Origin of the sequence: Maribacter sp. Asnod1-A12, assembly GCF_045063735.1 — a bacterium.
Classification (GTDB): domain Bacteria; phylum Bacteroidota; class Bacteroidia; order Flavobacteriales; family Flavobacteriaceae; genus Maribacter.
In genome coordinates this window covers 1265986-1279733 of sequence record NZ_JBEFNZ010000006.1, presented here as the reverse complement: position 1 = coordinate 1279733, position 13748 = coordinate 1265986, and the positions used below count along the sequence as shown (strand labels likewise).

Here is a 13748-nt window from a genome sequence, read left to right as displayed (position 1 = left end):
AAGAAATGAAAACTACACAACATACTGCTGATGAACTCATTGCAATTCTTCGTTTGCAACATGTACCAAATATTGGGGATGTACTTGCAAAGAAATTAATTTCACATTGTGGTAGTCCATCCGCAATTTTTGAAGATAAAAAGCAAAATCTGCTTAAAATTGATGGTATAGGTACGCATACCATCAGACATTTATTTGACCTGGAGCATTTAGAAGCTGCGGAGTCAGAATACAATTATATTCTTAAGAATGATATTAGTTGTACCTATTTTTTAGATGATGACTATCCTAAATATTTAAAACATTGTATAGACGGACCTATTCTCATGTTTAAGAAAGGGAATATTGTTTTACAGAATCGTAAGTTAATAAGTGTGGTAGGCACTCGTAATATTACGAGCTATGGAATGTCTTTTTGTGAGCAGTTTATTGAAGAAGTAGCTCCTTTAGACCCGGTCATCATTAGTGGTTTTGCATACGGAGTAGATATTTGCATTCAAAGAGAAGCAATCAAGCACGGATTGCAAACCATAGGTTGTTTGGCGCACGGATTAAATCAAATATACCCAAAAGTACATGCCAAGTACCAAGCCGATGTTCTAAAGAATGGTGGTTTTTATACAGAATTCTGGAGTACAAGTAACCCAGAACGAGAGAATTTTTTGAAACGAAATAGAATAATTGCCGGTGCAAGTGAAGCTACGGTTGTCGTTGAATCTGCGGAAAAAGGTGGGAGTCTTGTAACTGCGGATATTGCCAATAGTTATAATAGAGATGTTTTTGCCGTACCTGGCAGAACTACGGATAAATACAGTTTAGGTTGTAATAACTTGATTAAGCAACAAAAGGCTCACGTAATGACATCGGCGGCAGATTTAATTTATTTGTTGGATTGGGATATTGAAGAAAAACAGAACAAGAGCATTCAAAAACAATTGTTTATTGAATTGGATGAGGTTGAACAAAGTATTTACACCTATTTACAGAATAACGGGAAGCAAATTTTGGATAGTATCGCCTTAGATTGTAAACTGCCTATTTATAGAACATCTTCTACCTTGTTAACGATGGAAATGAAGGGGGTAATTAGACCTTTACCAGGAAAATTGTTCGAGGCTATCTGAGAATTTTATAAACTACTCAGTTTGTTTTCATGTGGTTTGTATAAAATACCTCATTAAATACACACTTAATCGATATTTCTGATTTTAATATCGATATATAAATGGCAAAAGGGGCATTATTAAAAACAAAAAACCGACCTAGTGGTCGGTTTTTGATATTTATAGTTTTTATATGCTGGCCCTTAATAACCTAACTTTTCACGAACTCTTTCTAGTACTCCGTCAGCTACTTTTCTTGCTTTTTCTGCACCTAGAGCCAAAGCATCATCTATCTCGTTTAAATTGTTCATATAGTATTCAAACTTCTCTCGGGGTTCTTCAAACTTATTTACAATCACTTCGTAAAGTGCTTGTTTTGCATGGCCATATCCATAGTTTCCGGCTAAATAATTAGCACTCATTTCTTCAATTTGTGGCTCACTTGCCAATATTTTATATAGTGCAAATACATTGTCAGTAGAAGGGTCTTTAGGATCCTCCATTGGTGTGCTGTCTGTTTGTATCCCCATAATCTGCTTACGTAACTTTTTATCGGTCTGAAAAAGACTGATTAAATTACCCTTGCTCTTACTCATTTTGGCACCGTCTGTACCAGGTATGTACATGGTTTCTTCTTGCACCTTTCCATCAGGTATAACAAAAGTTTCACCTAACTGTGCGTGAAAACGAGAGGCAACATCTCTTGTCATTTCTATATGTTGCATTTGATCTTTGCCAACAGGTACAATATCTGCATCATACAATAGAATATCCGCGGCCATTAACATAGGGTAAGTAAAGAGTCCGGCATTTACATCGTCTAGTCTATCTGCCTTGTCCTTAAAAGAATGAGCTAGTGTAAGACGTTGGTATGGAAAAAAGCAACTTAGGTACCAAGACAACTCCGTGGTTTGTGGTACGTCGCTTTGTCTGTAAAAAACGGTATTCTCTATATCCAAACCAAAAGCAAGCCAGGTTGCGGCAACAGCGTAAGTGTTGTGACGTAGTTCTGCGCCGTTTTTAATCTGTGTCAACGAATGCATATCTGCAATAAATAGAAAAGATTCGTTAGCCGGATCATTTGCCATTTCAATTGCTGGCTTGATCGCTCCTAGAATATTTCCTAAATGCGGGGTTCCTGTACTTTGAATACCTGTTAAAATTCTTGCCATTATCTTAATTTGTATAAAAGCAAAGGTAAAACAAATACAAAAAAACTATCGTAAATAACTACTTTTGATTTATGCTTAAATTGGTTAAACAAACCGGTCAAACGATATACCGAATTTGGTTTTATATTCTAGTGGCCATTCCTATTCTACTCTTTTTTCCATTTCTTGTCATTTTTGCTTCAAGAGAAGCTTGGTACCCACAGTTTTTTTGGATGGCAAGAAACCTATGGGCAAGATTTATACTGTATGGTATGTTTTGTTTCCCTAGAGTGAAATATGATCAACGATTAGTTAAAAAGAAGAGTTATATGTTGGTGGCTAATCATACCAGTATGCTTGATATTATGCTAATGTTAATCGTTAGTAGAAATCCGTTTGTATTCGTAGGAAAGAAAGAATTGGTTAAAATACCTTTATTCGGATTTTTTTATAAGCGAGTATGTATTATGGTAGATAGAGATAATACCCAAAGTAGAACGGCTGTCTACAGAAGGGCGCAAAGAAGATTGCAACAGGGTTTAAGTATCTGTATTTTTCCTGAAGGTGGTGTGCCCGAAGAGCATATATTGTTAGATAAGTTTAAAGATGGAGCTTTTAAAATGGCCATTGCTCATAAAATACCAGTAGTACCTATGACCTTTTATGACAATAAAGAACGTTTTTCATTTACATTTTTTAGTGGAGGTCCAGGTAAATGTAGGGCTAGGGTACACTCATTTGTAGAAACACATTCTATACGACCAGAAGATACGGCAGAGCTTAGGAATAACGTTAGGGAAACAATACTTAATGATTTAACTAAAAATAGCTAGAACCTGTAACCAAGGTTAATACCTCCTTTACCAAAAATTGTAAAATCTCGGTCATTGTTAAATAGATTGCGCCCAATGCCTAAATCTATTTCGACTATAAAACCTCTTTTGGTGATTAGTTTTACACCCGTGCCAATACCTAAAGCAAAATCGACAAGATTATCATCATATCTAGAATTTGAAAAATAGGTGTCGGTTGATTCGTCATAGTACGATCTGTAAGTATAATCATCAACAGAATTTAACATACCAAAAGCTTCTACGAAAAAACCTGTAGCATACTTTTTTCCAAAATATTGACGGTAGTAGGGCGCTACATAATAATTAACATCAATAGTTTCATCATCGAAAGGAAACAATAAATCAACACCTATGGCAGACTCTTCGTTAAGTAAATACTGATAATCTACTTCAATAGCACCCAAGACTAAAAAAAAGACCGTTTATTTTTAATTCATGATGTTCTTCAGAAGTAATATTCGCGTCACTCTGGTTTTGAGAATATATAATACCGCTAAAAAGACAAAAACAACTTAAAATGTACTTCTTCATATTTGATTTCTAAAATTGAAAGGTGAGTCCGCTGTAAACCCCAACTGAATAAGGTCTAAAAGTACCATTAATGTCAGAAAATGTATTTAATTGATATTTAAATATAGGTTCAACATTAAATCTTACTTTTTGTGAAAAATTATAGTTGAGACCAAGACCCATATTGGCACTGAAATTCAGGTCATTTATGTTATTTGCTTCTCCAATTTCTGTAGTTAAATCTCCAGAGGTTAGTGAAACCGAATTATCTATTAGGAAAAGTGAACTAACACCACCAATTATGTTTACTCCGAATTTTTTATCCAATAGGGCATAATTCAACTCTAAAGGAAGCTCCAAGTAACCAAACTGTTGAGACATAAACCCATCTCTTGTAGGGCTTTTTGCCGTAACGTCTTGGGCTAAATTGGTAGTGGTGTACTTTTCAGAAGTAACAATGTTACTTGCAATTGTCAACGTATTTGAGGTTTCGGCATAATTAATTGTGGATAATTGACCACCTTTAGAAGCTAAACTAGAAGAAGAGGAAAATGCTACATCTTCCGTGTCATAACCATAATCAACTTTATTGATCCCAGAACGAATAGTGAGTTTTTTGGTCACGGCATAAGCTACCGATACTCCGTAACTCATATTTACATTGCCTGATTTTGCATTGGGACTAAAAATAGAGTTCACCGGTGAACCTTCACCAAGTGCATTAAAATATACCGGTGCAACATTTGGACCTGCAGACCATCTGTTACTAGCAACTTTCTGCTTTTTTAATTCTTCTTGATCTTCTATTTCTTCAAAAATGGATTTCTTGTTAGGCTCTTCCACTTCCGTTATTTCTTTGACGTTAGTATTCTCAGCTATAGCGTTTTCTTTAACCATATTATTGGAGTCTGACTGAATAATAGCATCCGTATTATTGTCAGCAATTGTCTCTTTTGTTTTTTGGATATGGTTAGATGAATTTTCAATATCATTTTTAGCATTTCGTGGGCTAGCAGTATTTTCAGCCATCAATGCTTCATGCGCTGTAGCATTATTACCCGAAGCAGTTGTATTTTTTTCCGCAATAGTGCTTACAGGTTCAGAGTTCTGGTTTGAATTATTATTAACTACTGCAACGCTGTTATAATCATCTTTGCTGTTTGGTGAGTTGCTTTTTGCACCTGAAGATTGTTCTTCTTTATACGTGGTAGATTGCTTAACTATTGTGTTGGTGTTGTTATCTATAGAATCAATAAAAACCTCAGTTTTGGTAGTTGTTTGAATATCATTTATTACTTCTGATTCGTTATCAGTATCTACCAAAATTTCATTGGTATTGTGTTCTTCGGTAAAAGGATTGAATACTAATAAACCAATCATTATAGCGGCTGCAATACCACCAAATGACCACCATAAAGGAATGATTCTTTTCTTTTTTCTTTTGTCCAATGACGCATCAATCGCACGCCAGACTTTATTGTCCGGTGTTTGCTTGAAGTCCGAAAGTTTATCTCGGAAAAATTCGTCTATATTCTTCTTCTGCATCTAGTACTGTTTCTGTCTATAATCACGAGGATTATAAAAAGTGTGTTGATATTATAATTAAGATACTTACAATTGATTGCGTAATCTTAGTTTCTATTTTTTCTTTTAATAATGCGCGGGCCCTGGCAAGATTTGATTTAGAGGTGCCAACTGTTGTTCCCAGCATTTCGCTAATTTCTTTATGCGTATATCCATCCATAACATATAAATTGAATGTAGCGCGGTATTTATTCGGTAATTCTTGTATATAACTTAATAGGGTTTGTAAGCTAATATCGTCAAAGGCATCATCTACGGTTACTTCCTCTTCTGTATTATCTGTAACTACGTTTAAGTATTCTTGCTTTCTATATTTTTGTAGCGCCGTATTAACGGTAATTCTTTTCATCCAACCTTCAAAAGAACCTTTGTTTTTAAACTGACCTATTTTGTCATAAATAGTCATAAAACTATCGTGTAAGGTGTCTTCTGCCTGTGATTTTGATTTGGAGTATTTAAGGCATATACCAAATAGCGTAGTGGCATAGGCTCTATATAGTAGCTCCTGTGCTTTACGGTCTCCTTTTTTACAATTATGTATGAGTTCTTCTAGACTCACAAATGGCTGGTTGTTTTAAGGGTTGTTTACTGGAACGACAATTTCCATATATTCTGCCTCTCCGTCGCTATTATCTCCTTTATAAAATTTAAATGTATAGGGTTCGGTATAAATTACCTGGAAGTTGAAAGACGCTGTTTCTTCAATTAATTCTTCCATACAATCTTCAAAATCAGTTCTTACCGCCCCTATGGCAACAACACTTCTAACGGTCAGGGAATCTTTAACAACGTCAAAACCTTCATAGTATGTACAACTATCAGGTCTTAAATAATTTACAGAAATCGTATAGACCTCATTGAGATCAAAAGATTCTGGTAATTCTGCATCAACAATTTCCAATGCTGTGAAATGGAAATTGGCGTCATCATCATCAATAGAACAACCATTGCATATAAATGCTAAGACCAAAGTCAATAACATCAACTTAATTTTCATCGTACAACTATTTTGTAATAAGATGAAAAGTAACTGCAATGGTTGCGTTAACTCATTTATGTTTGCTTAAATAAAACTGATTTTAAGCATTCAAGGCAGCAATGGCTTCTCTAATCTTACCATCTAATTCCTCGAACAATTCAGGATTATCTAAAAGTAGGTTTTTAACCGCATCACGACCTTGACCTAATTTTGTGTCACCATAACTAAACCATGACCCACTCTTTTTTACTATTTCGTATTCCACACCTAAGTCGATAACTTCACCAACCTTAGAAATACCTTCACCATACATAATGTCAAATTCAGTGGTACGGAAAGGTGGCGCTACTTTATTCTTAACAACCTTAACTCTGGTCTTGTTACCTTGAACATTACCATCTGTATCTTTTATTTGTGTAGACCTTCTAATATCTAAACGAACAGATGCGTAGAATTTAAGTGCATTACCACCAGTAGTGGTTTCTGGGTTACCGAACATTACACCAATCTTTTCACGTAATTGGTTGATAAATATAACGGTACAGTTTGTTTTGCTAATAGAACCAGTTAATTTTCTAAGTGCCTGAGACATTAAACGTGCATGAAGACCCATTTTAGAATCTCCCATTTCGCCCTCGATCTCACTTTTTGGAGTTAAGGCAGCAACAGAATCGACAACTACAATATCTATAGCTCCTGATCTAATTAGGTTATCCGCAATTTCCAATGCTTGTTCACCATTATCTGGTTGAGAGATAATTAAGTTGTCTATATCTACACCTAATTTTTGAGCGTAAAAACGATCAAAGGCATGCTCTGCGTCAATAAACGCTGCTATACCTCCGTTTTTTTGTGCTTCTGCAATTGCGTGTAAGGTAAGGGTGGTTTTACCTGAAGATTCCGGTCCGTAAATTTCAATTACACGACCTCTTGGGTAACCGCCTACGCCTAATGCTATATCTAAACCTAAAGAGCCAGAAGGTATCACTTCAACATCTGCAACAACGCTATCTCCCAGTTTCATTACAGCGCCCTTACCGTAGGTTTTATCCATCTTGTCAAGGGTCAACTTTAATGCTTTTAATTTTGCTTCTTTTTCAGAACTCATTCTCTATTTTTTTGGAAAGCTAAATTACCAAATCTTTTTTGAATTGAACAATATTGAAATGATTACGCAACCATTTTAATTAATCGCAATCTTTTATTAAATATAAGTTACTTAATTGGTTATCAAACGCTTTTTAATTCTAAGCGATTATAGTTGGTTATCTCCTTCATGTATGTTTTTCAATAATGCTATGAAAAAGAGAAGAATGGAATAACCAATAAGGAGTCTTGTTAAAATCAAGGCTCTTTTTTTATGCTTTAAGGTGGTTAAGCTTAATAAAATAGGTGCATTTTTCAATATTATAGCTATTTTTGCCATTCAAAATTTTTCTATAAACCTTCTGCCCATAGGCAGACTTAAATTATTAGTATAGCATGCAACTGTACAATACGTTAAGTGCAATAGAAAGAGCAGCTTTAATTGAAGAAGCGGGTAAGGAACGCCTTACCATCTCTTTCTATACCTATGCACACATTGGTAATACCAACATTTTTAGAAACCACCTTTTTATCAATTGGAACGATATGGATGTTCTTGGGCGAATTTATGTTGCCCACGAGGGTATTAATGCCCAACTTTCTGTACCAGCTGAAAATTTCAATGTTTTTAAAGCCCATTTAGATAGTATTTCATTTCTGGAGAATGTGCGACTTAATATTGCTATTGAGCAAGACAATCTTTCATTTTTAAAGTTAAAAGTGAAAGTGCGTAAGAAAATTGTAGCGGACGGATTAGAAGATAATTCTTTTGACGTAACCAATAAAGGTATTCATGTAGGTGCAGAAAAGTTCAATGAACTTATTGAAGATCCAGATACTGTTCTGGTAGATATGCGAAACCATTATGAAAGTGAAATAGGGCATTTTAAAAATGCCGTTACTCCAGATGTAGATACGTTTAGAGATTCCCTAGATATAATTGAACGCGATTTAGCCGATCATAAAAAAGATAAGAAACTGGTAATGTATTGTACCGGTGGTATTCGATGTGAAAAAGCAAGTGCTTATTACAAACACAAGGGTTTTGAACAAGTATACCAGTTAGAAGGTGGAATTATTGAATACACAAGACAAGTAGAAAAGAATAATCTTGAAAATAAATTCAAGGGTAAAAACTTTGTATTTGACCATAGAAGGGGTGAGCGTATAAGTGATGATGTTATTGCCAATTGTCATCAATGTGGAGAGCCTTGTGATGAGCATGTAAATTGTGCCAACGAAGCTTGTCATTTATTATTTATTCAATGTAAATCTTGTGCAGAAAAAATGAACGATTGCTGTTCAGATGCTTGTAAAGAAGTGCATGAATTACCTTTTGAAGAACAAAAAGCGTTGAGAAAAGGTAAGGTTGTAAGCAATAAGATATTTAAAAAAGGCCGATCAGAAGTGCTGAAGTTTAAAAAGTAGTTTTATGTTTTCATAAGGCTTAGGTCATTAAACAATACGATACACTATAAAAAGGCAGCGTTTTTCGCTGTCTTTTTAGGTTTTAGAAATGGTCTTCAGTTATTGGTAAAGTCACTATTTAAAACCATCACCGCTAATTTCACTTTTATTTCACATTAAAAAAACTGTATCTTTACCTATAAGTTTTTTATGAACCTTTTTTGGTGAATTTTATATAATTCGACCAAACCAATATATATAATATGAGTTGTAGTAGTTGTTCTACCGGTAAGGATGGACAACCAAAGGGATGCAAGAATAACGGTACTTGCGGTACAGATGGTTGCAATAAACTGACAGTCTTTGACTGGCTTTCAAATATGTCGCTCCCTAATGGGGAACGACCATTCGATTTTGTTGAAGTAAGATTTAAAAATAGTAGAAAAGAGTTTTTTAGAAATACAGAGAATCTCTCACTTTCCATTGGCGATATACTTGCCACACAAGCACAATCTGGTCATGACATTGGTATGGTTACCTTAACTGGTGAACTAGTACGTGTGCAAATGAAACGGAAAAAAGTGTCTTTTACTGATGAAGAGGCACCGAAAGTGTATAGAAAGGCGAGCCAGAAAGACATTGATATTTGGCAAAAATGTAGAGATAGAGAAGAAGAAATTAAGAAAAGAGCACGTGAAATCGCTATTATCTTAAAGCTTCAAATGAAGATTTCTGATGTGGAGTTTCAGGGTGATGGCTCTAAAGCTACTTTTTACTATACAGCCGACGAACGTGTAGATTTTCGTCAGTTGATAAAAGATATGGCAAAAGCATTCGGTATTCGTATCGAGATGCGTCAAATCGGGTATCGTCAAGAAGCACAAAGACTTGGTGGTATCGGGTCTTGTGGTAGAGAGTTATGTTGCTCAACATGGTTAACAGATTTTAGATCTGTAAGTACTTCTGCAGCACGTTACCAACAACTATCATTAAATCCACAAAAGCTTGCTGGTCAATGCGGTAAGCTGAAGTGTTGTTTAAATTATGAGCTAGACGTCTATGTAGATGCTCTTAAAGATTTTCCTGCTCAAGACACAAAATTGTTTACAGAAAAAGGACTCGCTTTTTGCCAGAAAACCGATATTTTTAAAGAAATGCTGTGGTTTTCATATAGAGAAGATCCTGGAAATTGGCATGTGCTTTCTAAAGATCAGGTAAACGAAATATTAGCGAAAAATAAAAAGAAAGAGAAAGTTGCTAGTTTAGAGATGTATGCAATGGAAATTGTCGTCGAAGAAAAAGTAGTTTTCGAGAATGTTGTTGGTCAAGATAGTTTAACTCGTTTCGATAAGCCTAAAGGTGGAGGAAATAGAAATAAAAACAGAAATAAGAACAAGAATCGAAACCGTAATAAGAACAAGAACAGAAATCGTAACAGAAATCAAAAGAAGGATGCGTAGTATATCTTGTTGTTTTTTAGCATTAGTGCTCTTTGCTTCTTGTGACAGCAATATTATTAAAACTGAATATCAAACCTTAGAAGATGGTGTTTGGAACAAAGACAATGTTCTTGAATTCTCTCTTTCTAAAATGGATACCATTGCAGCACATGATATTTTCATCAATGTTCGTAATGACAATACTTTTCCTTATAGCAACTTATTTATAATTGCATCTTTGACTACACCTGAAGGCGAAGTAACCAAAGACACGTTAGAATATGCGATGTCTTTGCCTGACGGTACTTGGCTTGGTAAGGGTAGTGGAAGTATTAAAGAAAACATCGTTTTTTCATCTTCTGGCGTATATACAATAGATGTATCGCAGGCGATGCGTAAAAATGGTAATGTCTCTGGAATTATTGGTCTAGAAGGTATTACCGATGTAGGTATAGAAGTAACAAAAAGCACCCCGTAAACAATGGCAAAAGAGGTAAAGAAAAGAGCAACCAATAATTTTTCTAAATTCATATTATGGTTTTGGATTTTGTTTGGGTCAGGTATAGCTATCGTGACTTTAATTTTCCTATCTGCTTCTTGGGGACTTTTCGGTGAATTGCCTTCTTATGAGTATTTAGAAAATCCACAGACAAATTTAGCTTCACAAATCATCTCTTCTGATGGTAATTTGTTAGGTAAATTTTATTTAGATGATAACCGTACAGACGTAAAGTTTGATGAGTTACCTGATAACTTGGTCAATGCATTGATTGCTACTGAAGACGCTCGTTTTAAAGACCATTCTGGTATTGATGCAAGAGGTACCGTAAGGGCTTTTGCATATTTAGGTAGCAAAGGTGGTGCAAGTACCATTTCTCAGCAGTTGGCACGTCAGCTCTTTGTCGGTGTACGATCTAGAAGTAAGTTTGATGCCGTAAAACAAAAGATTAAAGAGTGGGTGCTAGCCATTAGACTTGAACGTAGTTATACCAAAGAAGAAATCATAAGTATGTATTTTAATATTTATGATTTTGGTAATAATGCTGATGGTATTCGTTCTGCTGCTCGTATTTATTTCGGTAAAGAACCAAAAGACCTTAAAATTGAAGAGTCTGCTATGTTAGTGGGTATGTTCAAGAACTCATCGTTATTTAACCCTATGCGTAGGGAAGAAATGGTGAAAGACCGTAGAGATGTTGTACTCGCCCAAATGGCAAAATACGATTACATTACTCCGGTAGAGAAAGATTCACTGCAGGCTATGAAAATGGATATTAATTATAATCCAGAAACGCATAGTGTTGGTTTGGCAACTTACTTTAGAATGTATTTGCAACGTTTTATGAAAGATTGGATATCTAAAAATCCAAAACCTGCGATAGGTGATGAACCAGATAAGTATAATCTGTATTTAGACGGATTAAAAATCTACACTACAATAGACTCTAAAATGCAGGCAAATGCAGAAGAGGCGGTCAATGAGCATATGACCAAATTGCAAGCCGAATTTTTTCATCAGAATACACCCGATAGAAATAAGACAGCTCCTTTCTTAGATATTACTCCAGAAGAAACAAAGAAAATTATGGAACGTGCCATGAAAAATTCTGAACGATGGAAAATCATGAAAGCTGCCGGAAAATCTGAAAAAGAGATTCGCGAGTCTTTTGATAAGAAAACAGAAATGACTGTTTTCGATTGGAAAAGCCCTACCAAAGAAAAAGATACTATTCTTACGCCAAGAGATTCTATTCGTTATTACAAGGCGTTTTTAAGAACGGCAATGATGTCTATGGAGCCACAAACGGGTCATGTAAAGGCATGGGTAGGTGGTATCAATTATAAGCATTTTCAGTATGACAATGTTATACAAGGAGCAAGGCAGGCGGGTTCTACTTTTAAACCCTTTGTTTATGCGGCTGCAATAGATCAATTACGATTATCACCTTGTGAAACTCGCCCAGATACGCAATATTGTATAGAAGCTGGTAAGCATGGTAATGTTGAACCATGGTGCCCAAGAAATTCTAATCTTAAGTATTCAGGTAATAGTTACACACTAAAAAAGGCATTAGCTAATTCTGTGAATACAGTTACGGCGCAATTAATAGATGATGTAGGTCCGAAATCTGTTGTTAGTATGGTACGAAACTTGGGTCTTTCCGGTGATATTTTAGAAGTACCTTCCATTGCTTTAGGTACTGTAGATGTAAATGTTTATGAAATGGTTGGTGCTTATGGCGCTTTTGCCAATCAAGGTGTATATGTAAAGCCTGTAATGGTAACACGTATAGAAAATAAAGATGGTACCGTATTATATGAATATGTGCCAGAGACTAAAGATGTGTTGAGTAAAGATGTTTCATATGCTATTTTAGATTTAATGAAAGGTGTTACCCAAGGTGGGTCAGGTACACGATTACGTACTACTGGCTATAATAAGTGGAGACCAGAGTATGATGAAATTATTACGGGTTATCCTTATAAATTAACAAACCCTATCGCAGGTAAAACGGGTACAACACAAAATAATAGTGATGGTTGGTTTATGGGTATGGTTCCTAATCTAGTTACCGGTGTTTGGGTAGGTGGTGAAGAAAGAGCTGTACACTTTAAAAGTATTACCTATGGTCAAGGGGCATCAATGGCACTACCAATTTGGGGCTTGTATATGACTAAAAATTATGCAGACGAAGAACTGGGTATTTCTAAAGAAGATTTTGAACGGCCAAGTAATATGTCTATTGAGATTGATTGTGAAAAATTTGCCACAGAAATTAAGGAAGATAATGATATTGAAGATGACTTAGAAGATTTAGATTTCTAGAGAAGAATATAAAATGATTTAAAAAGGTCTTAGCATTCGCTAAGGCCTTTTTTATTTTTTCCCATTTATAATCGGTATTTTAGTGACAAGATAATTAATGACAAAATGATACGTAAAACAGTAGCAAATGTAACTGAAGCTTTGGAAGGTGTACAAGACGGAATGACCTTTATGTTAGGTGGATTTGGACTTTGTGGTATTCCTGAAAATGCAATTAGTGAATTGGTAAGGTTGGGAGTAAAGGATATAACTTGTATTTCTAATAATGCAGGGGTTGATGATTTTGGCTTGGGGTTATTGTTGCATCAACATCAAATTAAAAAAATGGTGTCTTCTTATGTAGGGGAGAACGATGAATTTGAACGACAAATGCTAAGTGGTGAACTGGAAGTGGAACTTACGCCACAGGGTACTCTTGCAGAGAAGTGTAGAGCCGCACAAGCGGGTTTTCCTGCTTTTTTCACTCCGGCCGGTTATGGTACCGAAGTAGCAGATGGAAAAGAAGTACGAGAGTTTAATGGTAAAATGCATATTCTAGAAGAAGCCTTTAAGGCGGATTTTGCTTTTGTAAAGGCCTGGAAAGGTGATGCTGCCGGTAACTTGATATTTAAAGGAACAGCAAGAAATTTTAATCCATGTATGTGCGGTGCTGCGACTATTACCGTTGCTGAGGTGGAAGAATTGGTGACAGAGGGTGAATTAGACCCAAATCAAATTCATATTCCGGGAATATTCGTTCAACGCATTTTTCAAGGAAAAGATTACGAGAAAAGAATAGAACAAAGAACAGTACGTCAAAAATAAGCTC

Annotated in this window: 13 protein-coding genes; 7 read left to right on the top strand and 6 right to left on the bottom strand. The window is 35.4% G+C overall.

Translation table 11 applies throughout. The features are described from left to right. Positions 1-5: 5 nt before the first annotated feature. The gene (gene dprA / locus ACJJVP_RS05325) at positions 6-1124 is read left to right on the top strand and encodes a DNA-processing protein DprA (RefSeq protein WP_405411441.1); all 1119 of its coding nucleotides are present in this window, start codon (positions 6-8) and stop codon (positions 1122-1124) included. 182 nt (positions 1125-1306) lie between these two features. Here the strand turns inward: dprA and trpS are convergent, their stop codons facing one another. Beyond that, positions 1307-2275 carry a tryptophan--tRNA ligase gene (gene trpS / locus ACJJVP_RS05320; RefSeq protein ID WP_036151051.1) on the bottom strand — a complete coding sequence of 323 codons (969 nt, stop codon included), beginning with the start codon at positions 2273-2275 and terminating at the stop codon, positions 1307-1309. Between the two features lie 71 nt (positions 2276-2346). On the opposite strand from trpS, the gene ACJJVP_RS05315 reads away from it, so the two are divergent. After that, positions 2347-3087: a lysophospholipid acyltransferase family protein gene (locus tag ACJJVP_RS05315; RefSeq protein WP_405411437.1), complete on the top strand. Its 741-nt coding sequence runs from the start codon at positions 2347-2349 to the stop codon at positions 3085-3087. On the opposite strand, the gene ACJJVP_RS05310 is transcribed toward ACJJVP_RS05315, so the two are convergent. The 5 genes from ACJJVP_RS05310 to recA all read right to left on the bottom strand — a co-directional run bounded on the left by ACJJVP_RS05310 (position 3084) and on the right by recA (position 7289). Then, positions 3084-3512, bottom strand: coding sequence for a DUF3575 domain-containing protein (locus tag ACJJVP_RS05310; RefSeq protein WP_405411434.1), 429 nt, complete (start codon positions 3510-3512; stop codon positions 3084-3086). The two genes, ACJJVP_RS05315 and ACJJVP_RS05310, sit on opposite strands and share 4 nt — an antisense overlap. Positions 3513-3648: 136 nt before the next feature. Then, entirely contained in the window at positions 3649-5163 is a 1515-nt protein-coding gene (locus ACJJVP_RS05305; protein WP_405411433.1) for a hypothetical protein, read from the bottom strand. Between the two features lie 31 nt (positions 5164-5194). After that, positions 5195-5761 carry an RNA polymerase sigma factor gene (locus ACJJVP_RS05300; RefSeq protein ID WP_405411431.1) on the bottom strand — a complete coding sequence of 189 codons (567 nt, stop codon included), beginning with the start codon at positions 5759-5761 and terminating at the stop codon, positions 5195-5197. 15 nt (positions 5762-5776) lie between these two features. Then, a complete protein-coding gene (locus tag ACJJVP_RS05295; protein WP_405411429.1) occupies positions 5777-6199 on the bottom strand; it encodes a hypothetical protein in 423 nt (140 codons plus the stop codon). Between the two features lie 82 nt (positions 6200-6281). Then, a complete protein-coding gene (gene recA, locus ACJJVP_RS05290; RefSeq protein ID WP_036151063.1) occupies positions 6282-7289 on the bottom strand; it encodes a recombinase RecA in 1008 nt (335 codons plus the stop codon). Positions 7290-7663: 374 nt separating this feature from the next. Between recA and ACJJVP_RS05285 the strand changes: the two genes are divergently transcribed. From ACJJVP_RS05285 to ACJJVP_RS05265, 5 genes are all read left to right on the top strand, one after another. Further along, the gene (locus ACJJVP_RS05285; RefSeq protein ID WP_405411426.1) at positions 7664-8695 is read left to right on the top strand and encodes a rhodanese-related sulfurtransferase; all 1032 of its coding nucleotides are present in this window, start codon (positions 7664-7666) and stop codon (positions 8693-8695) included. A gap of 242 nt (positions 8696-8937) precedes the next feature. After that, the gene (locus ACJJVP_RS05280) at positions 8938-10134 is read left to right on the top strand and encodes a stage 0 sporulation family protein (protein WP_405411424.1); all 1197 of its coding nucleotides are present in this window, start codon (positions 8938-8940) and stop codon (positions 10132-10134) included. Further along, positions 10127-10591, top strand: coding sequence for a gliding motility lipoprotein GldH (locus tag ACJJVP_RS05275; protein ID WP_405411423.1), 465 nt, complete (start codon positions 10127-10129; stop codon positions 10589-10591). Before ACJJVP_RS05280 ends, ACJJVP_RS05275 begins: the two co-directional genes overlap by 8 nt. Positions 10592-10594: 3 nt before the next feature. Further along, positions 10595-12940 (top strand): transglycosylase domain-containing protein, encoded by a 2346-nt coding sequence (locus tag ACJJVP_RS05270; protein ID WP_405411421.1) that lies wholly within the window; start codon positions 10595-10597, stop codon positions 12938-12940. 105 nt (positions 12941-13045) lie between these two features. Then, positions 13046-13744 (top strand): CoA transferase subunit A, encoded by a 699-nt coding sequence (locus ACJJVP_RS05265; RefSeq protein ID WP_405411419.1) that lies wholly within the window; start codon positions 13046-13048, stop codon positions 13742-13744. Positions 13745-13748 lie beyond the last annotated feature (4 nt).